Consider the following 22,230-nt stretch of genomic DNA (forward strand, 5'->3'; position numbering starts at 1 on the left):
TTTGTTGATTACTTCGGAACATGTTCATTTTATCGGTATCGGCGGCTACGGGATGAGCGCGATTGCTCGGGTCATGCTGGAGATGGGTTATACTGTGACTGGCTCAGATGTGGCATCACAGGAGCTGACAGAAAAACTGGCGGCAAAAGGCGCAAAAATATATATTGGACACACACCTGAGCATATTGCAGGCGCGGATATCGTCGTCTATTCAACAGCATTGTCACGTGACAATGTGGAGCGGGTGGCAGCGGAGGAATTGAATATTCCAACTCTGCATCGTTCGCAAATGCTGGCTCGCTTGCTTAACGAACGTAAGGGAATAGCTGTTGCGGGTGCGCACGGTAAAACGACAACCTCTTCCATGATCGCTCTGGTTATGGAAAGATGTAACGTTGATCCAACGTATATTATTGGCGGCGAAATCACGAATTTGGGGACGAATGCCAAAGCAGGTAAAAGCGAGTTTGTCGTTGCTGAGGCGGATGAGAGTGATGGTTCTTTCCTGCAATATCATCCTTGGCAAGGCATTGTAACCAATATTGAAGCGGATCATTTGGAAAATTACGATGGCGACTTTAATCGTCTGAAAAGTGCCTATGTACAGTTTTTGAGTCAAATTCGACCGGATGGGGCGGCTATTGTATGCGCAGATGATCAGAACATCCGGGAAATGCTGCCTCAGCTCCAGACTCGGGTCATTACTTATGGAGTGGAGCATGAAGCGGATTATATGGCGACAGATATCCAATTAGGTGACCGTCGATTAAGCTTTACTATGAGCCGAAAAGGAACAGCACTCGGAACGATCGAACTATCAGTGCCGGGTAAACATAACATGTATAATGCGATGGCTACTGTGATATCCTGTTTGGAAGCAGGGATTCCATTCGATCAAATCGCTGCTACTATTGTAGAATTTCACGGAGCGAAGCGTCGTTTTCAAGTACTAGGTGAAAGCAATGACATACTGATTATTGATGACTATGCGCATCACCCAACAGAGATTGAGGCTACGATTAGCGCAGCGAGAGCGACTGGCAAGCGTATTATTGCTGTATTCCAGCCGCAACGCTATAGCCGCACCTTTTTCCTGCTCGATGCGTTTAGCCGCGCGTTTAGCGAGGCTAGTGAAGTCATCATTACCGATATTTATTCACCAGCGGGAGAAAAACAGATTGAAGGCGTGCATTCTTCCAAGCTCGTGGATTTAATCGTCCAAAACAGCAATGCTAATGCAATCTATTTGCCGACCAAAGAAGCCGTGATCGAGGAGTTGAAAGATCGATTACAGCCAGGGGATCTTGTGCTGACGATGGGAGCGGGAGATATCTGGAAAGCAGGTGACGCGTTAGCGCGCCATCTTCGCGGACAGCAAGTGTAATACGTATAAAAATGAGTTGTTACGCCAATGAATTACATTTATTCAAGGGTATTCCGAACACGACTGTGTTTCGGGATACCTTTTTTTGTAATGCTGGGGCATATATTCTTAGCTTGACTCATACAACAGACTATGAGGAAGTATGGGACAAGGAGGGAGTGCATCCATGAACAAGACCAAGATGACATTCCGGTTCGACCAACAGTTGCCGGAGACAAGCCGGGAGGATAAGCTACAGGTGCTTCCGTACAAAAACGAGTCGATTACGAACGAACAGCGTGAAACGATTAGAGATAAGGGGTTATATCAAAAAGATAAGCTTCATCAAGCTGATAACCCGCAAAAAGGAACGGATCGAATTAGAGGAATGAATAAAAATGCTGTAACTACGCAAGAAGCAGAGCTCAATGAGCCTGAGGATCTGAATAAACGCATTTCAAGTCGGCGCTTTGCTCCGACATTAAGAGTACAAGAGGGATGGGATGACCCCTTTGGCCGTTCGGCGGCTTCTTGGTCAGATGCGGACGTTCTACCAGATAGCCTAGAAGAGAATGAGGAAGCTTATCATTCTGGCCAAGAGTACAGAAAACGTCCGCCCCACCCTTCTAGATGGAAACTGGTTGGTTCTGTAGCCAGCGCACTGGTGACCGGGGGGATGTTTGGATATATTATGTTGTTACTGTTTAACGGAGGAGGCATGGTCCCGGGAGCAGATCCCTCAGTAGAGGAGGCTGTACCGGTCTTTAAAGAATCCGTTGGTGTGGATGCAATATCTGCAAAAGAGAATTCTGTCCCTGTCACTGTCATAGAGGCTCAGGTACCTCCACAAACCTACTATTTGCTGCAATATGGGGTTTTCAGCACTCCAGAACGGGCCTTACAAGCAAAAGAAGAACTGTTGAAGGCAGGCATTGCAGCAGGAGGGGATACCGAGGACCAAAACCGGGTATATGCAGGAATATCACCGGATAGGGAGCAAGCTAAGTTACTCAGCAATCAGTTGAAAACACAAGGAGTCGAATTGTATGTTCGTGAGCTTGAATTGCCTGGATTCGAAAAAGCGGCTTACGGAGGCGAAGGCGATAAACTCACTGGCTTTTTTCAGTTAAGTAGTTCATTGGTGGGTAAGTTGAGCGGACTTTCCTCAACCTTGCTGGGAGAAGGAGGTCCGAATACGGTGCCAGCCTCCGACATGAAGGAGCTGAACGACCTGCATCAGCAGTGGACACAAAATATCACTGCACTTCCTACCGGTCTTCCAAAGGAAGCGGTTGCTTCCGCAACCTCACTTGAAAAGGCGATGAACAGCGCGATCTCTGCACTTGGGGAATATAATAAGAATACAGCCAAGGAACACATTTGGGAGATTCAGTCCTCCATGATGGAATATGTTTTGCGTGAGAAGGAATTTATCCAATTCATAAAACAATAGACTAACCATATTTTCCGGCAAGGAACTGGAAATAGTTCCCCATGCCGGATTTCTGTTTGTATTGCAGTACAAATCACCGTATAATAATGAAGGTGTCAAAAAATGGCGAGGGAAGATCAGGATGAAAAAAAATGTAGGAATGCTTATACTGTTTTTGTTGCTCGGTTGGCTCTTGGGTGCATGGATTGCCAAAGCCCTTCAATCGATCAAATTCCTTTCCTTTCTGACCCACCCCACTAGGATATCTTGGTCGCCGAGAGCGGACCTGGATATTATCAGCTACAACATAACGATAAATTTTGAATTGAGCCTGCTTAGTCTGATCGGCATCATTGCCGCGTTCTGGCTGTACCGCAGGCTCTAACTGATGAAAAGGAGCTTCCCTTATGGACGGGAAAATTACGCCCCGCATTATTCTGGCATCGACTTCACCAAGAAGGAAGGAATTGCTCGCATTTTTGAGACTCCCCTTTGAGGTGGTGCCGAGTCATGCGGATGAGAGCACGCCTGAGAGCTGGACGCCTCAGCAAATCGTGGAGACCCTTGCGGCACGCAAAGCCGAAGCGGTCGTGAACACCGCCACTCAGTCGAAGGAAGCCGGACTGGTGATTGGCAGTGATACCATTGTCGTGCTGGATGGTTCGGTACTGGGCAAGCCTGCCGACCATGCGGACGCGGTTCGCATGCTGACTGCATTGCAGGGAAGAACACACCGTGTGTACACCGGGGTAGCCTGCATACATACCGGAACCGGCGAAATGTTTGTCAGACATCGCCAAACGGAGGTTACAATGAAGCCTCTGAGTCAAGAGCAAATTGTGGCATACGTGAATACTGGTGAACCGTCTGATAAAGCAGGAGCGTATGGCATTCAAGGCATGGGTGCTACGCTGGTGGAATCTATTCAGGGTTGTTATTTTAACGTCGTAGGATTGCCGCTTTCCTTGCTGTCGGACATGCTGTCCGATTTTGGAGTGAATGTGTTGCGTCCATAAAGGGGATAAACATATGCTGGAGTCGCCAATACTGATGCTTCGCGACCTCCCCCATGAAGAACGACCAAGAGAGCGCATGATGACATATGGGGCGGATGCCTTAAGCAACGCGGAGTTGCTGGCAATACTGCTGCGTACAGGAACGCAAAATGAGTCTTCGGTGCATTTAGCGCAGCGTATTTTGCAGCAGGCAGGAAATTTGCGTCAACTGGTGGATATGAGCTTGAGCGAGTTGACCCAGATTAAGGGCATTGGGGATGCTAAAGCGATACAGCTAAAAGCGGGTATCGAACTGGGGCGTCGATTAGCATTGTCTCGCCATTTGGAGACCCCGGTGATTAGTTGCCCGCGGGATGTGGCAGATCTGCTGTTTGAGCAGCTTCGTTATTTGCAGAAAGAGCATTTTGTATGCTTGTTCCTTAACACTAAAAATCATGTGATTGCTCAGGAAACACTATCTATGGGTAGCCTGAATTCTGCCATCGTGCATCCTCGTGAAGTATTTCGGGCAGCAATCAAATGCAGCAGTGCTTCAATAATTTGCGCTCATAACCATCCGAGCGGTGATCCGAAGCCAAGCCCAGAGGATGTTCAGTTGACTCGCCGCCTGATGGAAGCGGGCAACATCGTGGGTATCGACGTGCTTGATCATATTGTGATCGGGGACGGGACCTTTGTAAGTTTGAAGGAACAAGGTCTGATATAATATAATATTTAAATCAAACATTTAAACACGACCGGATAATCCGGCCTGAATAAACCGTTTATACATGGATAACAGATTTCAGGGAAGAGAAAAGGAGATTACATCATGCTGGGTGGCTTTACAAAAGATTTGGGAATAGACTTGGGGACGGCAAACACGCTTGTATACGTAAGAGGTAAAGGAATTGTGGTTCGTGAACCATCTGTAGTTGCTTTACGTACAGATACAAAAACCATTGAGGCTGTTGGTGAATCTGCGAAAAAAATGATCGGTCGCACACCGGGAAATATCCGTGCGATTCGTCCGATGAAGGACGGTGTCATTGCTGATTTTGATACAACAGCAACGATGATCAAATATTTTATCCGTCAGGCGCAAGCCCAACGCTCTTTGTTTCCACGTCATCCGAACGTGATGGTTTGTGTGCCTTCAGGCATTACTGCAGTGGAGCAGCGTGCTGTTGAAGATGCGACGAAGCAAGCAGGGGCAAGAGAAGCATATACGATAGAGGAGCCGTTTGCAGCAGCAATTGGCGCTGATCTTCCTGTATGGGAGCCAACAGGTAGTATGGTTGTCGATATCGGTGGAGGTACAACCGAGGTGGCAGTCATCTCCCTGGGCGGGATTGTAACAAGCCGCTCCGTGCGTGTGGCAGGTGATGAAATGGACGAGTCCATCATCCAATACGTAAAGCGTCAATACAATCTGATGATTGGTGAACGGACTTCAGAGCAACTGAAAATGGAAGTTGGCTCAGCTATGCCATTAGAGCAAGTGGAAACCTCGGAAATCCGCGGACGTGATCTGGTAACAGGTTTGCCGAAGACGATTACGATTACTTCTGATGAAATTAGCGAAGCATTATCGGATACAGTCAATGCAATCGTGGATGCGGTCAAAGTAACACTGGAAAAATGCCCTCCCGAGTTGGCAGCGGACATCATGGATAGAGGAATTGTACTGACGGGTGGTGGAGCACTTCTGCGTAATCTGGACAAGCTGTTGGCAGGTGAAACCGGAATGCCGGTGATCGTAGCAGAAAATCCTCTGGATTGTGTGGCAATCGGTACAGGCAGAGCGCTGGAAAATATTCATTTGTTCAAATCGCGCAGCAGTTCTGCCGTCCGTTCCAAACGTTGAATCGGGGGTGTAGGAACTGTTTAAGCTGTTTGGCAATAAAAGACTATTTGTTCTATTGATCGGAATCGTTCTGTTTATTGCCCTTATGGGGATTACACTTGGACAGAGAAATTCCTTAACCTGGCCCGAGAAGTTCGCCAGAGATTCAATCGGCTTTGTGCAAGGTATCTTTTACAGGCCCGCTTCAGCAATAGCGGGCTTCTTTGAAGATATCGGAAATATGCGCAGCATCTACGAAGAAAATGAACGATTAAAAATTGCTGTGGCAAAGCTGACTCGTGACCAGATTCAGACCCATAATTATGTTGAAACAAATGCCAGACTGCAGAATGAACTGAAGTTCACCCAAACGCAAAAGGCGAAAAATAATTATGATTATCGTGTTGCTCAAGTGAACAGCGTCAGCAATGATTCCAAAACGCTTGTGATCGATATTGGTGAGAAGGACGGAGCGAAGGTTGGTCAGGAAGTCAGTTCGCTTGAAGGATTTGTAGGAGTCATTAGTCGTACGGGGAATTTTACGTCCACCGTTACGTTGTTGACTACATTGGATCCTAAAAATCCGAATTCTTATGCCATTGCAGCGACAGTCTTGGGCAAGGAAAATCAATCGTTTGGTATGATTGAAAGCTATGATCCGGGTACGAACAGATTTCAAATGACTCGCATTGAAGAAAAAGACCCAATCGCAAAGGGCGATCAGATTATTACATCTGGTGCAGGTGGGAAATTCCGCAAAAACCTAATGATTGGAACGGTAGAGAAGATTCAGGTTGGGGAATTTGGCAAAACACGGACAGCGATTATTAAACCGGCAGCCAGCTTTGTGGATTGGAAAGAACTGCTCATCCTTTATACTCCTGAGGTACCGGAATAATGAAGATGCGCGGTCAGGTTCTAATACTGCTGCTGTTTGTACTGTTTATAGCTGAAGGGACGATTCTTCCGTGGCTTCTTCCGGATAGTTGGCATTCAAGAATGGTTCCGAATTTTGTGTATGTCGTGATCTTGTTTGTGTCTGTGTATTACAGCCGTCATACAGCATTGGTGCTAGGTATTGTTTTTGGACTTATTCATGATGTAGTGTTCTACGGGTTTATCATTGGGCCTTACTCTTTTGCAATGGGGTTGTCTGCATACTTATTGGGGCTTGTTTTTACAGCTCGACGTGCGCCGATGCCTATTATGATGGCAGCCGTGTTGATTGGTAGTTTCCTGCTGGATTCTATGCTTTTTGCTATTGATCAGCTGTTCCAGCTGAATCATCAGACTTTCAATTGGGCACTTGCTCAGTATATGATTCCTGATTTATTTATCCATTTTCTGTTCGCCCTCATCATTTATGTCCCGGTTCGCAAGCAATTGCAGCGTTTGGGTACCCGTGTGAAAAAGGAAGAGGCCGTCTAGGTCTTTTTACACACATTTTGTCCGGGTTAGCAGGGATTTGACGTCCCGGGGACGAAATGATTGAGATAGGAGGGACAGGCTAATGGCGGTGAAATCGAATCATGTCACGATTAAAGGCATCAAAGATGGCCTGGTATTCCTGCTGGACGATCAATGCGAGTTTGAGGATTTGCTAGGTGAGCTGCGTTTTAAGCTGGAGCACAGTCATCAAAATATTTTAACAGGCCCGATCATTCATGTGGATATTAAGCTGGGAAGCCGAGAAGTGACAGAGGAACAGAAGGAAAGTATTCTGGAGATCTTGAAGCAAAAGGGGAATCTGCTCATCAGGTCTGTAGAATCACCTGGACTGCCTGTGGAAGTGCAGGGAAAGCCCCCTATTCACACGGTGACAGGGATTATCCGTTCTGGTCAAGTGCTTCATCACAATGGGAACCTACTCTTTTTGGGAGATGTAAACCCGGGTGGAATTATAACATGTACTGGTGATATTTATGTCCTCGGCGCTTTGCGAGGCATGGCGCATGCAGGGATGGAGGGAAATAGTGAAGCGATCATTGCGGCTTCCTATTTTGCACCGACACAGCTGCGAATTTCCGAAATGATCAGCCGTCCACCAGACGAATGGGAGACACGTGAATCCGGTATGGAATTTGCGTATCTCAAGGATGGCGCTATGCAAATAGATAAAATGAGCAATATTGTGCGTCTGGGCCGCGATTTTAACGTGTTCAAAGGGGTGTAGCACATGGGAGAGGCTATCGTCGTCACTTCAGGAAAAGGCGGCGTCGGCAAAACGACGACGTCAGCCAATATAGGAACAGCGCTTGCACTGCTCGGCAAAAAGGTATGTTTGGTGGATACGGATATCGGGTTGCGTAATCTAGACGTTGTGATGGGTCTGGAAAACCGGATTATTTATGACCTTGTTGATGTAGCGGAAGGTCGTTGCCGTTTAAATCAGGCACTGGTTAAGGACAAGCGTTTTGAGGAGCTGTATATGCTGCCAGCCGCTCAAACCAAGGACAAGAGTGCTGTTACGCCGGAGCAAGTTAAGGATATTATTTTGGAGCTTAAAAAGGATTTTGAATATATATTGATCGACTGCCCTGCGGGTATTGAACAGGGCTTTAAAAATGCCATTGCCGGGGCCGATCAGGCCATTGTTGTGACCACCCCGGAAAATGCAGCCGTACGCGATGCAGACCGGGTAATTGGTTTACTGGAAAGCTCACATGTGGTATCACCCAAGTTGGTGGTTAACCGCATTCGCAATAGCATGGTTAAATCCGGAGATATGTTGGATATTGATGGGATTTTACAAGTGCTTAGCATAGACCTTATTGGGATTGTGCCGGATGATGAAATGGTAATTAAAGCCGCTAATACAGGGGAGCCTACCGTTATGAATCCAGATTCACAGGCCGCGATTGCTTATCGTAACATTGCGAGACGAATCTTAGGCGATACAGTGCCCCTCATGCAGCTGGACCAAAAGAAAAGCGTGATGACACGCTTTAAGAAGTTTTTTGGTATGGGTGGATGAGGAAAACAGGAAGTTATGGCTGGTAAATTGCTTCCACACTTCCTACGTAATTTTCCATCGGTTCTAAGGTAGGAGCTGTAGTCGTATTCATTTGTAATACTAGACACTTAAATAAGTGATAATCTTATTTAAGTGTTTTTGGTTTATCTTTTTAAGTTCCTATAATACGGTTTCTCAAAATTTAGAGTCACTACATAAATATCATAAATACAAAACATATCCGGTGCGCTAGCGCCGGTTTTTTTGATTTTTAGGTGCGTAATCCCGAACCGGACAACATAAGTTGAAGCCCGTCCTCATAAGATGTATCAAACATACCTCGCTGAGGGGGCTGAACAGGATGAATAAAAATTCCGGAATCAAGCAGCGCAGAGAAGAACGTATACAGCAGCTAATCGCGGGAAGCAAAGCGGAGACGTATCCCTCTGGCATATATCAGAACAGGCACGGGGATAAAGATATGAAGTCGATGCCTATAGTCAGTGCCAACTCGCCCAGAGACCCAGAAACTGAGTGGAAAAATGAGCGGCAACGCTGGCAGCAATCTTTTGAGACGAATCGTGGTCCGTCTTTTTGGACTTCCTTTTGGCGAAGATCAGTCATAGCAACGGTGTTATTTGGAATGGTATGGGGAATGTTTCGTTGGGATATTCCCTATGCAGTGAATTTGAGAATGTTTATTGCGGATGCCTTGAATAAGGATATGGATTTTGCAGCCGTCGGACAATGGTATGAAACTTATTTTGACGGAGCACCTTCCTTTTTGCCGATTTTTGGCGAGGAGCATGAAACGCACAAGGTAGACGCAAGTCGAAAGGGCTCTCCACCGATTGAAGGCAATATAACACAGCCTTTTGTACTGAGCCTTAAAGGGGTAGAAATTACGCCGAATGTTACCGATAACGGGGCAATCGCTGTTAAAAGTATAGATGCAGGTCGAGTATTAGACATATTAAATCATCCCAAAAGCGGGATTTCGATTACAATTCGACACACTGGCGGTATCACAGCAACTTACGGAAGGCTTTCCCGCTCTACCTTAAAAGTGAACGACTGGGTTCAGGAGGGAGATGAGATCGGTGTACTGCCAGCAGGTCACAGCGGCAGCGAGGCGACAACTTTGTTTTTGGCAGTTCAGAGAGGGGATCAATACATTGACCCGTCGGAAGTGGTAGCCCTTGATTAATGTCCGAGGGGTGACCTTATCACTACATCCACTGTTTGTATTGGTTATGCTGACCTCTATACTAACTGGACATTTTATCGAGATCATAACTTTATTTACATTGGTGTTTATTCATGAGCTAGGTCATGCGACAGCTGCTTCGTTGTTGGGCGCGCGGGTGCTTTCCATACAGATGTTACCCTTTGGAGGAGTGGCGGTCATTGAGGATCAGGGGAAGCTCAATGCGTGGAAGGAGATTGTCATTGCGCTAGCGGGGCCCCTACAAAACGGAATCATGATCATCATCCTTTTGTGGTTCAGAAATGTGAGTGGGCTGGAGTATGATTATGTAAATTATATCATTCAGGGGAATGTAGTTATTGCACTGTTTAATTTGCTGCCCATTTTACCACTTGACGGTGGAAAAATATTGCAGGTACTGATTAGCTTATCTTGTTCTTATCACCGCACATTAGTGTGGACTTTTAGAGCCAGTATCGTAACGAGTTTGCTATTTTGTATATATGGTATTTCGCCGTTGTTAAGGCAAAATGGACCTATCCATTTAAATCTGCTGGCGGTAGGGATTTTTTTGCTTTATTCTAATATTGTGGATTATCGGAATATCCCTTACCGTTTTATACGGTTTTTGCTGGGGAGGGACGAGCTTTTTTACCGCGAAGTAGCTAAGGGAAGTATTGCCTTACCTATTGTATCCCTGCCAGTGAAACATTTGGAGCCTATTTTGCGTCTTTTCAGAAGAGATCGGTATCATATGGTTTATGTTATGAATGAACAGGGACGGATTGTAGCCGTACTGCCGGAGCAGCGTCTTATTCGCTCTTATTTTGCGACACGCCCGCCAGATGGTGGAGAACCCAAGCCCAAATAATGTTTTATGAGTTAAGGAAGAGGCTGTATCCAGAGAGGTTGAAAAACCATGAAGCAAATGATTGTACAATGCCAGCAGCAGATGACCCAAATGGCGCTGTTGGAAGAGGGACGATTGGTTGAATATGCGGCTGAACTACCGCGAAAACGGGGAATTCTAGGTTCTTTTTTCAAAGCGAGGGTGGTCAATGTGCTACCAGGTATGCAAGCCGCCTTTGTTGACATTGGACAGCGAAAGAATGCCTTTTTGTATGTAGATGACGTACTTCATGCTCATTTGGACAAGCAGCCGGAGGTAAAGCCATCCATTTCTGAAGTGTTAAAGGTAGGGCAGGAAATTGTAGTGCAGGTATTAAAAGAGGCTGTTGGTAGTAAAGGAGCCAGGGTCACTACTCATTTTTCACTTCCGGGTCGCTGGATCGTATATATGCCCCGTGCTGATTATGTGGCCGTATCTAAGAAGATCGAACGTGAGGGCGAACGTACCCGTTTGAAAGCAATGGGAGAGCAGCTACGCACAAGTGAGGAAGGACTCATAATCCGTACCGTTTCGGAGGACATGAGTATAGAGGCGATTGAAAATGATTTAAATCAACTGCGTAAGCAGTGGGCGGCTATTCAGCGTAAAGCTGGTGAACACTCGGCTCCGTGCGAATTACACCGGGATTTAAGTATTGTTCAGCGGTTGATTCGGGATGTGTTTACACCTGAACAGGATGAACTGGTCATTGACAGTGAAGAGCAAGCAAAGGATGCAGAAATAATGCTGCAACAGATTGGTCCTGCGAAAGCTCATGTAAGTATATTTCGTGATCCAGAAGAAACAATTTTCAAAGCTTATGGCATTCATGAGCAGCTGGAACGCGATTTTGCGCGAAAGGTATGGCTGCAGGGCGGCGGATACATTGTCATTGATCATACGGAGGCATTAACCGTCATTGATGTGAATACCGGGAAGTTTACGGGAGGCAGTAATCTGGAAGAAACGGTGACCCGGACTAACATTGAAGCAGCTGAAGAGATTGCCCGCCTGGTACGTGTGCGTGATATTGGTGGTATCATCATCATTGATTTTATTGACATGGAACAAGAGGAGAACCGTCGGGAAGTATCCTCTGTGCTGGAAGCAAGATTGAAGAAGGATCGGACCAAATCTTATGTTGTTGGTTGGACGCGGTTAGGTTTGCTGGAAATGACCCGCAAAAAAGTGCGTGAGGAAAAGACGCTCGTGTAGAGCGATGCGTAACCAAAAATCATTTTAAAACTAAAGGTTGAATGTGTACAAAGCTTGTGCTACAATCATTTAGTATGTGTGATGCGTAAGATTGGCTGCACATGCTGTAACCGCTCCAATCAGGTACTGAAGTGCAGTATCCTAAGGGAATCTGCCACCTGCTATTAGGCGAGTCTGAGACATAAGGAGGTGCAAGCAAATGTACGCAATTATCGAAACAGGTGGTAAGCAATACAAAGTTCAAGAGGGCGACGTATTGTTCATCGAGAAGTTGGAAGCTAATGATGGTGAAACTGTAACGTTCGATCGTGTTCTGGCAGTGTCCGGCGACAATGGCTTGACAGCAGGTACACCGCTTCTTTCTGGAGCTTCTGTAACAGCTAAAGTTGAGAAGCATGGTCAAGGTCAAAAGGTCATCGTATACAAATACAAACCTAAAAAGAACTACCATGTGAAGCAAGGTCATCGTCAACCGTACACGAAAGTGACGATTGAAAAAATCCAAGCGTAAGAGGGTGCGATAAGTGATTATCGTGCGTATTACACGACTGGAGGATGGCAGCATACAGGGGTTTTCCGTTAAAGGACATGCAAATTTCGCTAAATCTGGCGAGGATATCGTATGTGCTGGCGTTTCGGCGGTAACAGTAGGAACTGTCAATTCGATTGGAGCTCTTACGGACGTTGAGATGGAAACGGAAATGGAAAACGGCTTTTTAAGCGCGTATCTTTCTCCTGAAAGTTATCATGATGCGAACGCACAGGTTCAACTGTTGCTGGAGTCCATGGTGATTATGCTGACAAGTATTGCTGAATCATACGGTAAGTATATTCAAATAGAAAATAATCAAAGAAGGAGGTAGACATCATGTTGAAATTGACATTGGATCTTCAATTATTCGCATCGAAAAAAGGTGTAGGTTCCACAAAAAACGGACGTGACAGTAAATCGAAACGTCTTGGAGTGAAACGTGCTGACGGTCAAGCAGTTACCGGCGGTAGCATCCTGGTTCGTCAACGCGGAACGAAAATTCACCCGGGCACGAACGTGGGCATCGGTAAGGACGACACTCTGTTCGCGAAAGTGGACGGCGTTGTGAAGTTCGAACGTTGGGGCCGTGATCGCAAAAAGGTGAGCATCTACCCGATCGACGTTGCTCCAGTAGCAGCTACTGTAGAAGCTTAATAGCGGCTTAGACACGCTGAAAAGCCTCCGGCACTTTTGTCGGAGGCTTTTTTGCATGATGGTAATGAACTGGAAAGTTAGTCTGTGCTATACTGGATTAAGGTTCTTTAATAATCCATTTAATTTCGCAGAACGGAGAGAAGCCATGTTCCAGCGGATAAGAGCGCCTTATCTGGCGTTGGGTTCCATTCTGATTCCTTTGGTTTTTTCACTGCTCTATCCTAAAGTATTAACGATTATCTTATTAGCAGTATGGTCTGTAGTTGCTGCATGCTTTGGTATGTGGTATACGCAAAGACAGGTTGAGTATGAACGGAAAGCTGCCTTGCGTTCTTTTGAACGTACAGCGATTTCAATGCTTAACCATCATCGGCATGACTGGATGAATGACTTGCAGGTGCTTTATGGATATATTCGTATGAATAAGCATGATAAATCTGTTGCTTATGTGGAAACAATAAAAGAGCGCGTGGCGGAAGACAGTAAAATATCTAAGTTGGGTATTCCCTCACTGGTGTTTTATTTGCAGTCTTTTCGCGTGAACGCCGGTAATTTACAATTGTCGGTACAGGTTGAGGAGCAATTAAAGTTAGACGCTGTCATGTCTCCCGAAGACGGCGAGTCGCTTGCCTCGGCCGTCATAGAAACGGTGCGTGCGTATCAATATGGCGGGGGCCGGTCGTCCTGGGGAGAAGTGCGCAGATTGACACTTTTTTTCGGTATGGATCAGAATGATGTTATCGTCCGTTTTGAAGGAAGTGACATACCTGCGGATTTGAATATCCTAAAGCAGGTCAGATCCGTACCCGGAAGTAAACGCATTCGAACAGAGAAGCTTCCTACGGGCGAAATGCTTCAAATTCGGATGCAGTGCCAGACATAAGGAAGGTGTAACCATGTTTGTAGATAAAGCGAAGATTTTTGTTAAAGGCGGTGACGGTGGAGACGGATTAATTGCGTTTCGCCGTGAGAAATACGTTCCTGAAGGTGGCCCAGGTGGTGGTGACGGAGGGAACGGTGGAGATGTAATTTTCCGTGTAGATGAGGGTTTGCGTACCTTGATGGATTTTCGGTACCAACGTCATTTTAAAGCCCAGCGTGGAGTAAAAGGTCGCAACAAAAGCCAACACGGAGCCAATGCGGAGCACATGATCGTACGTATACCACCGGGAACGGTCATCATAGATGATGATACTGGTGAAGTAGTAGCAGATATGACACGTCATGGTCAACAAGTCGTCGTAGCTAAAGGAGGACGCGGAGGACGCGGGAACATCCGTTTTGCTACGCCGAGTAATCCAGCGCCTGAGTTGGCTGAGAACGGCGCAGAGGGACAAGAACGTTATATCACGCTTGAGTTAAAAGTAATGGCTGACGTAGGCTTGGTCGGGTTCCCTAGTGTTGGGAAGTCTACCTTGTTGTCGGTTGTATCTTCCGCAAAACCGAAAATTGGGGCCTACCACTTTACAACGATTACTCCGAATTTGGGTGTTGTGGATGTGGGTGATCATCGTAATTTTGTGATGGCAGATTTGCCTGGTTTGATTGAAGGAGCTCATGAAGGTATTGGGCTGGGACATGAATTTCTGCGGCACATTGAGCGGACGCGTATTATTATCCATGTCGTGGATATGGCGGGCTCCGAAGGACGTGACCCGTTTGAAGATTGGACTAAAATTAACGACGAATTGAAGCAATATAATGCAGCATTGGCTGAGCGTCCGCAAATTGTGGCGGCCAATAAAATGGATATGCCAGAAGCTGAAGAAAACTTGGCTCACTTCAAAGAGCAGATTGCTTCTATACGTCCTGATCTTGAAATCATGCCTATTTCCTCACTGACACGTCAAGGTGTGAAGGAACTGCTCTACCGGGCTGCTGATTTGCTGGATCAAATACCGGACGAGCCAGTTGTTGAGGAAGTAGCAGAAGTCAATGAACGTAAGGTATTTAAGCTGGATACAGCAGAAGACGATGGCTTTACAATTGTACGTGAAAACGACACATTCGTGGTGCAGAGCCCTAAAATTGAGCGCATGATGAAGCGCATGCAGTTGAACTCGCATGATGCCATTTTGAAATTAGCAAGAACGTTACGCCACATGGGTGTGGATGCTGAGTTACGCAAGCGTGGCGCCAAAGATGGTACATCTGTACGCATTGCTGATTTCGAGTTCGAATTTGTTGAAGGCAGCAGCTACTACTAAAAATCAAATAAAGGTCTAAAACCTGAACGGTTACTGTACTATAGGAAACTCTATAGAAGGCAGTAGCCTTTTTTGCATTGTTAGCTTGCCGATTTTCATGAGTTTCGATATAATGTCCTCTATACAAAAACATAAGTCTTTGAGGAGAGGACGTTCTTGAAAGAGCGCTATTACTTGGTACGGGAAGATATTTTGCCTGAAGCTATTGTTAAGACCATACAGGTGAAACTGCTGCTGGCTTCAGGAGATGTTAAAACCGTGCATGATGCCGTGGAGCAAGTTGGGCTAAGCCGAAGCGCCTTTTATAAATATAAGGATGGCATACATTTGGTTAACCAGCTGGAGCGTGAGCGAATTGTCAATATCTCTATTGATTTAGAACATCAATCCGGAATGTTGTCCAGGGTGCTTGGCAGAGTGGCTGATTTCGGAGGCAATGTGCTGACGATCCAGCAAAGCATTCCACTGCAAGGCAGAGCCAACGTAGTTATCTCGGTAGAAATGTCCAGACTCAGTGAAGAGTTGGGTGTTCTACTGGAGGGCTTGGAGGACATCTCTGGAGTCAAACGTGTTCGCCTGATTGGGCAAGGTTAAGGCAATGCAGTTCATTAGATATAAGTTTGCGGGAGGGGAATGGATGAAACCGGTCAAAGTAGGATTGTTAGGTTTAGGGACGGTAGGAACGGGAGTCGTTCGAATCGTAGAAGGCAATCAGGAAGATTTGAGCAGACAAGTCGGTTCACCGATCATCATTGAAAAAATAGCTGTAAAAAACATAGAAAAATATCGTTCCATTGAAGTGGACACGGCCAAGCTTACTGAGGACCCATGGGAAGTTATTCGAGACCCTGAAATTGATGTAATTATCGAAGTCATGGGCGGGGTTGATCAGACGAAGGAGTACATTCTTGAAGCGTTGGAGCGGGGTAAACACATCGTAACAGCTAACAAGGACTTAATGGCTTTGCACGGTTCTGAAGTATTAGCAAAGGCGCAGGAAAAGCAATGTGATATTTTTTATGAAGCTAGTGTAGCAGGCGGTATCCCGATTATTCGTACACTCATTGAAGGTTTCTCCTCCGACCGTATTACCCGCATTATGGGGATTGTGAACGGTACGACCAACTTTATTTTAACAAAAATGAGTCAGGAAGGAGCCTCGTACGAGGAAGTTCTCAAGGAAGCGCAGGAGCTTGGGTATGCTGAATCCGATCCGACCTCGGACGTGGAAGGACTGGATGCAGCTCGTAAAATGGCAATTCTCGGCACGCTCGGTTTCCGCTCTAATGTAGAGCTCAAGGATGTAAGTGTCAGCGGCATTTCAAAGGTAACCAGTGAAGATATTGCTTTTGCTAAAAAACTAGGATATGAAATGAAATTGCTCGGCATTGCAGAGCGTCAGGGTGATGAATTTACGATTAACGTTCAGCCGACCATGGTACGCAAGCAGCATCCATTGGCTTCGGTGAACGGGGTATTCAACGCGGTGTATGTGCATGGTGAAGCAGTGGGTGAAACCATGTTTTATGGTGCGGGTGCAGGTGAAATGCCGACGGCAACATCGGTTGTAGCTGATTTAGTAGCTGTAGTGAAAAATCTCAAACTTGGTGTCAATGGGCTTAAAGCCATCGTTCCTTACAACCCTAAAAAAATTAGTAAGGACGAAGATGTGTATTTCAAAAACTTCGTGCTTCTGCATGTGGATGATAAAGCAGGGGTGTTGGCACGGATTACGCAAGTATTTGCTGAATTTAATGTCAGTCTGGCATCTGTTGTGCAGCAACCGAATGAGGTTAACCCCGATGCTGAAATTATTATCGTGACTCATTTAGCCAGTAAAGCGAGTATGAAAAAGGTTTTGGAGCATTTTGAAACTTTAGACGTCATTCGTCGCATCAAGAGCGTATATCGAGTAGAGGGATAGTCAATAAAAGCAGGAGGAATTGTCTGTATGACCGTTTTAAAAACAGCAAGAGTGCGTGTGCCTGCGAGTACGGCCAACTTGGGTCCCGGCTTTGATACATTGGGCATGGCATTGTCCTTATATGCATGGATCGAATTGAAGGAGGCCGAACAGACGGCTTTTCATTTATACGGAGATGAAATGAATGGTGTTCCCCAAGATAAAACTAATCTGATTTTCAAGGTAGCACAAATGGTTTTTCGGGAAGCAGGTGTATCTGTTCCTGAGCTCGATATTTCGATGTACTCGGATATTCCGCTTACCCGCGGTTTGGGTAGCAGCGCTTCTGCTATTGTGGGCTCCTTGGTCGCTGCCAATACGTTGATTGGCTCGCCTCTGCCGAATTCCAAGCTGTTCAATATGGCAAGCGCCATTGAAAAACATCCGGACAATGTTGGAGCTTCCCTGTTTGGTGGTATTATTACAGCGATGTGGGACGGCGAGCATGCTAGGCATTTACGGCTTGAACCAGATGCCAATCTGGAGGTTATGGTAGTTATTCCAGATTTTCAGCTGTCCACGTCGAAAGCCAGAGAGGTTCTACCCGCTCATGTATCGTTGAAGGATGCTGTATATAATATAAGTCATGCTTCGATGCTGGTAGCAGCATTGGCGTCGGGACGAACCGATTTAATCGCCGAAGCGATGCGTGATCAGCTTCATCAGCCTTACCGCGCGGCACTTGTGCCAGGTATGACAGAGATCTTGCAGGATGCGCACCATTATGGTGCTTTGGGTGTGGCTCTCAGTGGGGCTGGACCAACATTGCTGGCATTGACAGATCGGCGGGAAAATCGGAAAGCAGAGCTGGAGCAGTATTTAACGGATACCATGAACAAAGAGGGGATCACTGCTTCTGTTTTAAAATTGCGCCCTGAGAATGAAGGAGTTAAAGTATATACAGAAGGGAATACTCTCCCTTTTATGGATATGATTAAAGGGGAACTTACGATATGAAACGAATTGCACTTCTTCCTGAGGGGACTGTTTCTCATGAAGCGATTAAGTATTTGTTAGGAGATACGTCCCATGAATTACTTTTTTACAAACATATTGCGGACGTATTTCAGGCAGTAGACAAGGGTCAGGCAGACTATAGTGTAATTCCCATTGAAAATACGATTGATGGCTCTGTAAGTTTGCATATGGATTGGCTTGTACATGAAGTAGACATTCAAATGCAGGCGGAATGGGTATATCCTTCAATTCAAAATCTTATTGGTCATCGTAGTGAATTTACGAAGGATTTGGACAAGCTGGATTTGAGCAAAGTGGTCAAAATTATGTCTCATCCTGTGGCGCTTCCCCAGTGTAAAGAATTCATACAGGCTTCCGCTCCTCAGGCCGAGTTGGAGAGTGCAGGAAGTACGGCAGAAGCCGTCGAAATTGTTAAACATAATCCCGGTAAAGGCTGGACCGCTCTCGGAACCAAGCTTGCGGCTGCCAAACACGGATTGGATATTTTGGCCAGCAAAGTGACGGATCACGATAACAACTTTACCCGCTTTGTCTTGATCGGTCATCAACCTATAAGTCTCCCGGGTACGCCTGAAGGTCAGCGAACCAGTATTTTGGTCACGCCGCCGCAGGATTTCCCGGGAGCGCTGCATCAGGTTTTATCCGCATTTGCATGGCGCAGGTTAAATCTGTCCCGTATTGAATCGCGTCCGACCAAAAAGCAATTGGGGAATTATTATTTTTACATTGAAGTTTTGGAATCTCTGCATTCCGTGCTGCTTCCGGCAGCCTTTGCAGAGATCGAGGCTTTGGGGTGCCATGTACGTGTTCTTGGCTCTTATCCAAGCTACAAGTATGTTGAAGCAGCGATCGAACCTATTTTAAAGGAACATTAATCGGAGGTGTGGTTTTAATGGCAGAACAATGGATCTATCTGGATGGGCAGCATGTGACTAAGGAAAACGCAAAGGTTTCCGTATATGATCATGGATTCTTGTACGGAGACGGTATATTTGAGGGCATTCGTATCTATAACGGGAATATTTTTAAATGTAAGGAGCACTTGGAGCGTCTGTATGATTCTGCGAAATCCATTCAGTTAAACATTCCGTTGTCTCCTGATGAAATGTTGGAAGCAATGGCTGAAACGATTCGTCTTAACGAAATGCGTAACGGATATATCCGTCTGATTGTATCCCGAGGTGCAGGAAATCTAGGTTTAGATCCTCTTCGTTGTGCGAAGGCGAGTGTCATCATTATCGTGGAGCAGCTCGCCATTTACCCGGAAGAAGCTTACTTGACTGGCCTGAAGACAATTTCTGTCTCTCAGCGTCGCAACATCCCAGACGCTTTGAATCCGAAGATTAAATCATTGAACTATCTCAACAATATCCTCGTGAAGATCCAGTCTAACTATGCTGGTGTAGGTGAGGCTATTATGCTCAATTCCCAAGGGTATGTGACGGAAGGCTCTGCGGATAACATTTTCATCGTCAAAAACGGAGTGTTATATACACCTCCTTGCTATTTGGGGGCGCTTGAAGGGATTACTCGTAATGCTATTATCGATTTGTGTGCTAAGCTTGGATACTCCCTTAAGGAACAACCTTTTACACTGCATGATGTATATGTTGCGGACGAGGTGTTTTTTACAGGAACTGCGGCAGAAGTTATTGCAGCTTATGAAGTGGATGGTCGTACGATCGGCTCCGGCGTTGCTGGCCCAGTGACTTTGGAGCTCCTGTCTGAGTTCCGTAAGATTGTGGATCAGGATGGCTACAAAGTGTGGCAGGACTAAAATAAAACCGAATCCTTTTAACTGAATGCTCGCGTGAGTATTCGGTTGAGAGGATTTTTTTGTTTGTATGGGGTCATTCGCCCGGGAGGTGCATAGGATGTAATAACAGAAGCCGGGCGTTTATCCCGCCCAAACGAAAGTCTAGGAGGTTTGTGACCTGTGAAAATACACATCGTCAAAAAAGGTGACACTCTGTACTTGCTGGCACAGAAGTATAATGTGACGCTGGAGAAAGTTATTGCCGCCAATCCCCAATTGGCAGACCCTAATCAGTTGAGTATCGGCGAGAAAATTAAAATTCCAACAGACCCTGTTACGATGGAAACACAGCCGTCAACGGTATATCAACACAAGGTTAAGCAAGGAGATTCATTGTGGAAGTTGTCCAAGGCGTGGAATGTACCGCTTAAGCTAATTATTGATGCCAATTCCCAGCTTAAAAACCCGAACGCACTTCTGGTTGGAGAAACAGTTAATATTCCACACTACAAAGAAGAGGCGTCTGATTTTACTGAGAATAAAAAAAATACCGCAGTCAAAGAAGAGATGACACAGCCTAAACCTGAATCCCCAACCAAGCAAGAACTTACCCAGCCCAAGGAGGAGTTGACGCAGCCTAAGCAGGAAAATATGCCTAGCCCCAAAGAAGAGATGACACAGCCGAAAGAAACAGTGAATCCTCCTAAGCTCCCTGAATTAAAACTGCCTGAAGTTCCTATGGCACCCGTAAATCCTGCTCCACCTCAAATGCAGCCCATAGTTACTCCACCTGCTCCACCTCAAATGCAACCTATAGTTACCCAACCGATTGCATCTAAGCCACAGCTTCCTACAACTGTTGTGAAGCAACCTGTAGCTGAAAAATTTTGCGGCTGCACAAAATCGGAGCCGATGGTAAATTCCGAGTGGTCGATACAACAGCCGACATTTGATTATAGCTCACAAATAAATGCAATGCCGAACTCGTGGTATCCGGGGATTGAGTCTCCTCAAACTTGGGGGAATGCGTCTATAAATACCTCCTTAGCAGAATACGCCTCTCCTACTGTAGTTTCTGATCAGGGCTATCATCATGATTGTGAGCATCCATGGTGCTGGGGGCCTGTGCAGACACCACCTATAAATGCCCATCCAACACCTTATCCTGCCTATTCAGATTGCTGCGCCCCTGGATATTATCCGAGTCATGAGGCGTCTGAAAATGCATCCTACCCTGTCTATCCTCCATTTATCCATCAAGGGCATCCACAGCAGTATCCAGAGAGTACAGTCCAGGGCAGTCAATGGAGCCAGGCATGGGGAGGACCTCCATATGGTTCGCCTGCGGGTGGGCACGTGTCCGACTATAGCCAACTACAAGGACAACAATCTGCGAATTCCCCTTATCATCCGTTTGCGCATGGGAATGCACCTATGTATCCATTAGAGGGATATACAACACCCTATATGTTTATGCCAGACTGTGGATGCCGGGAAGAGAACGTCCAGTCGGCACCAGCAATTCCAGGAACGCAGGAGATTGGTAACAATCTGACTATTGCATCCCAAAATGAAGTTGGTTCTTCTTCTAAACCAAAGGATCGTAGCGTACGTAAAGGTAAATCAAAAGACAGCTCTGGCAGTACATCCAAAGAAGAGACATCCAAAGCCAAGGTTTCCAGTAAAAATGCTACTAATAAAAAGCAAAAATCCCGCTCCTTATCCTATAATGCACGTTCGCGTAAAAATCCGTGGATTAAGGACTGACGTGGCTATATGTAAAAGGAGAGGAACCTCATGGTAGTGCCCGGCTTTATTATTTATTAAGAGGAAGAAATAAATGTTAAAGAGACTGTTATTCTGCTTGTGGGAATAATGGTCTCTTTATTTAAATGCAGTGATTTTAAAGATGAGAAAAAAACTAAAAAAAGGTGTTGCCTTTTAGCGTAATTTTGTGGTATATTCTTATAGCTGTCTTTTGCAAGATAGTTAGCAACACGAAAACAAAGTAGAATTGATTAAAAAATTCTTTTGAAAAAAAGTGTTGCAAAGACGTAGAAAACATGATATATTATTTAAGTCGCCGCTGAGATGCGGTGGTGAAACAAAGTAAGGCATTATGCAGGTTTGATCTTTGAAAACTGAACAACGAGTGAGTAAAACGATTTTGTTCGCAAAATCAAACAAGAGATATTTTATCTCGTCAGTTTCAAAATGAGCTTATCGCTCTTTCTATAAAC

At 45.7% G+C, this 22,230-nt stretch carries 24 protein-coding genes and 1 other annotated feature; all 24 genes read left to right on the top strand.

The window, feature by feature from the left end; translation table 11 throughout:
* The first annotated feature begins 4 nt into the window (after nucleotides 1-4).
* The 24 genes from murC to NLX73_RS17660 all read left to right on the top strand — a co-directional run bounded on the left by murC (nucleotide 5) and on the right by NLX73_RS17660 (nucleotide 21,757).
* Nucleotides 5-1,384, top strand: coding sequence for a UDP-N-acetylmuramate--L-alanine ligase (murC, locus tag NLX73_RS17545; protein WP_013311605.1), 1,380 nt, complete (start codon nucleotides 5-7; stop codon nucleotides 1,382-1,384).
* A 166-nt stretch (nucleotides 1,385-1,550) separates the two neighbouring features.
* Nucleotides 1,551-2,816, top strand: a complete 1,266-nt coding sequence (locus tag NLX73_RS17550; protein WP_254326829.1) for an SPOR domain-containing protein — start codon at nucleotides 1,551-1,553, stop codon at nucleotides 2,814-2,816.
* 121 nt (nucleotides 2,817-2,937) lie between these two features.
* Nucleotides 2,938-3,180 carry a DUF4321 domain-containing protein gene (locus NLX73_RS17555; RefSeq protein WP_023989955.1) on the top strand — a complete coding sequence of 81 codons (243 nt, stop codon included), beginning with the start codon at nucleotides 2,938-2,940 and terminating at the stop codon, nucleotides 3,178-3,180.
* 22 nt (nucleotides 3,181-3,202) lie between these two features.
* Nucleotides 3,203-3,811, top strand: coding sequence for a Maf family protein (locus NLX73_RS17560; RefSeq protein ID WP_254326830.1), 609 nt, complete (start codon nucleotides 3,203-3,205; stop codon nucleotides 3,809-3,811).
* A gap of 13 nt (nucleotides 3,812-3,824) precedes the next feature.
* Nucleotides 3,825-4,517: a RadC family protein gene (radC, locus tag NLX73_RS17565; RefSeq protein WP_025722728.1), complete on the top strand. Its 693-nt coding sequence runs from the start codon at nucleotides 3,825-3,827 to the stop codon at nucleotides 4,515-4,517.
* A gap of 105 nt (nucleotides 4,518-4,622) precedes the next feature.
* The gene (locus tag NLX73_RS17570; protein ID WP_013311600.1) at nucleotides 4,623-5,657 is read left to right on the top strand and encodes a rod shape-determining protein; all 1,035 of its coding nucleotides are present in this window, start codon (nucleotides 4,623-4,625) and stop codon (nucleotides 5,655-5,657) included.
* A gap of 55 nt (nucleotides 5,658-5,712) precedes the next feature.
* Nucleotides 5,713-6,534: a rod shape-determining protein MreC gene (gene mreC, locus NLX73_RS17575; RefSeq protein ID WP_043882320.1), complete on the top strand. Its 822-nt coding sequence runs from the start codon at nucleotides 5,713-5,715 to the stop codon at nucleotides 6,532-6,534.
* Nucleotides 6,534-7,064: a rod shape-determining protein MreD gene (mreD, locus tag NLX73_RS17580; RefSeq protein ID WP_069290212.1), complete on the top strand. Its 531-nt coding sequence runs from the start codon at nucleotides 6,534-6,536 to the stop codon at nucleotides 7,062-7,064. Before mreC ends, mreD begins: the two co-directional genes overlap by 1 nt.
* A gap of 82 nt (nucleotides 7,065-7,146) precedes the next feature.
* A complete protein-coding gene (gene minC / locus NLX73_RS17585; protein WP_013311597.1) occupies nucleotides 7,147-7,809 on the top strand; it encodes a septum site-determining protein MinC in 663 nt (220 codons plus the stop codon).
* Nucleotides 7,810-7,812: 3 nt separating this feature from the next.
* Entirely contained in the window at nucleotides 7,813-8,610 is a 798-nt protein-coding gene (gene minD, locus NLX73_RS17590) for a septum site-determining protein MinD (RefSeq protein ID WP_061828810.1), read from the top strand.
* Nucleotides 8,611-8,950: 340 nt separating this feature from the next.
* Nucleotides 8,951-9,796, top strand: coding sequence for a M23 family metallopeptidase (locus NLX73_RS17595; protein WP_254326831.1), 846 nt, complete (start codon nucleotides 8,951-8,953; stop codon nucleotides 9,794-9,796).
* The gene (locus tag NLX73_RS17600; RefSeq protein ID WP_254326832.1) at nucleotides 9,789-10,667 is read left to right on the top strand and encodes a M50 family metallopeptidase; all 879 of its coding nucleotides are present in this window, start codon (nucleotides 9,789-9,791) and stop codon (nucleotides 10,665-10,667) included. The genes NLX73_RS17595 and NLX73_RS17600 overlap by 8 nt, the downstream gene beginning before the upstream one ends.
* A 48-nt stretch (nucleotides 10,668-10,715) precedes the next feature.
* Complete coding sequence (locus NLX73_RS17605) at nucleotides 10,716-11,900, top strand: Rne/Rng family ribonuclease (protein WP_254326833.1); 1,185 nt, start codon at nucleotides 10,716-10,718, stop codon at nucleotides 11,898-11,900.
* 98 nt (nucleotides 11,901-11,998) lie between these two features.
* Nucleotides 11,999-12,086: a sequence feature (ribosomal protein L21 leader region), on the top strand.
* A gap of 13 nt (nucleotides 12,087-12,099) precedes the next feature.
* The gene (gene rplU, locus NLX73_RS17610; protein ID WP_013311592.1) at nucleotides 12,100-12,411 is read left to right on the top strand and encodes a 50S ribosomal protein L21; all 312 of its coding nucleotides are present in this window, start codon (nucleotides 12,100-12,102) and stop codon (nucleotides 12,409-12,411) included.
* A gap of 13 nt (nucleotides 12,412-12,424) precedes the next feature.
* Complete coding sequence (locus NLX73_RS17615; RefSeq protein ID WP_013311591.1) at nucleotides 12,425-12,763, top strand: ribosomal-processing cysteine protease Prp; 339 nt, start codon at nucleotides 12,425-12,427, stop codon at nucleotides 12,761-12,763.
* Between the two features lie 5 nt (nucleotides 12,764-12,768).
* Nucleotides 12,769-13,086 carry a 50S ribosomal protein L27 gene (rpmA, locus tag NLX73_RS17620; protein ID WP_039272574.1) on the top strand — a complete coding sequence of 106 codons (318 nt, stop codon included), beginning with the start codon at nucleotides 12,769-12,771 and terminating at the stop codon, nucleotides 13,084-13,086.
* A gap of 145 nt (nucleotides 13,087-13,231) precedes the next feature.
* Nucleotides 13,232-13,969 (top strand): Spo0B domain-containing protein, encoded by a 738-nt coding sequence (locus NLX73_RS17625; RefSeq protein WP_348622521.1) that lies wholly within the window; start codon nucleotides 13,232-13,234, stop codon nucleotides 13,967-13,969.
* A gap of 13 nt (nucleotides 13,970-13,982) precedes the next feature.
* A complete protein-coding gene (obgE, locus tag NLX73_RS17630; RefSeq protein ID WP_061828806.1) occupies nucleotides 13,983-15,293 on the top strand; it encodes a GTPase ObgE in 1,311 nt (436 codons plus the stop codon).
* Between the two features lie 156 nt (nucleotides 15,294-15,449).
* Entirely contained in the window at nucleotides 15,450-15,887 is a 438-nt protein-coding gene (locus NLX73_RS17635) for an ACT domain-containing protein (RefSeq protein WP_013311587.1), read from the top strand.
* A gap of 43 nt (nucleotides 15,888-15,930) precedes the next feature.
* A complete protein-coding gene (locus NLX73_RS17640) occupies nucleotides 15,931-17,217 on the top strand; it encodes a homoserine dehydrogenase (RefSeq protein ID WP_254326835.1) in 1,287 nt (428 codons plus the stop codon).
* A 27-nt stretch (nucleotides 17,218-17,244) separates the two neighbouring features.
* Nucleotides 17,245-18,213, top strand: coding sequence for a homoserine kinase (gene thrB, locus NLX73_RS17645; protein WP_254326836.1), 969 nt, complete (start codon nucleotides 17,245-17,247; stop codon nucleotides 18,211-18,213).
* The gene (gene pheA, locus NLX73_RS17650; RefSeq protein ID WP_029518431.1) at nucleotides 18,210-19,109 is read left to right on the top strand and encodes a prephenate dehydratase; all 900 of its coding nucleotides are present in this window, start codon (nucleotides 18,210-18,212) and stop codon (nucleotides 19,107-19,109) included. Before thrB ends, pheA begins: the two co-directional genes overlap by 4 nt.
* Nucleotides 19,110-19,126: 17 nt before the next feature.
* Nucleotides 19,127-20,011 carry a branched-chain-amino-acid transaminase gene (gene ilvE, locus NLX73_RS17655; protein ID WP_254326837.1) on the top strand — a complete coding sequence of 295 codons (885 nt, stop codon included), beginning with the start codon at nucleotides 19,127-19,129 and terminating at the stop codon, nucleotides 20,009-20,011.
* A gap of 159 nt (nucleotides 20,012-20,170) precedes the next feature.
* Nucleotides 20,171-21,757, top strand: a complete 1,587-nt coding sequence (locus NLX73_RS17660) for a LysM peptidoglycan-binding domain-containing protein (RefSeq protein ID WP_254326838.1) — start codon at nucleotides 20,171-20,173, stop codon at nucleotides 21,755-21,757.
* Nucleotides 21,758-22,230 lie beyond the last annotated feature (473 nt).

This window comes from Paenibacillus sp. CH40, assembly GCF_024213605.1.
In the GTDB taxonomy this organism is placed as follows: Bacteria; Bacillota; Bacilli; order Paenibacillales; family Paenibacillaceae; genus Paenibacillus; species Paenibacillus polymyxa_B.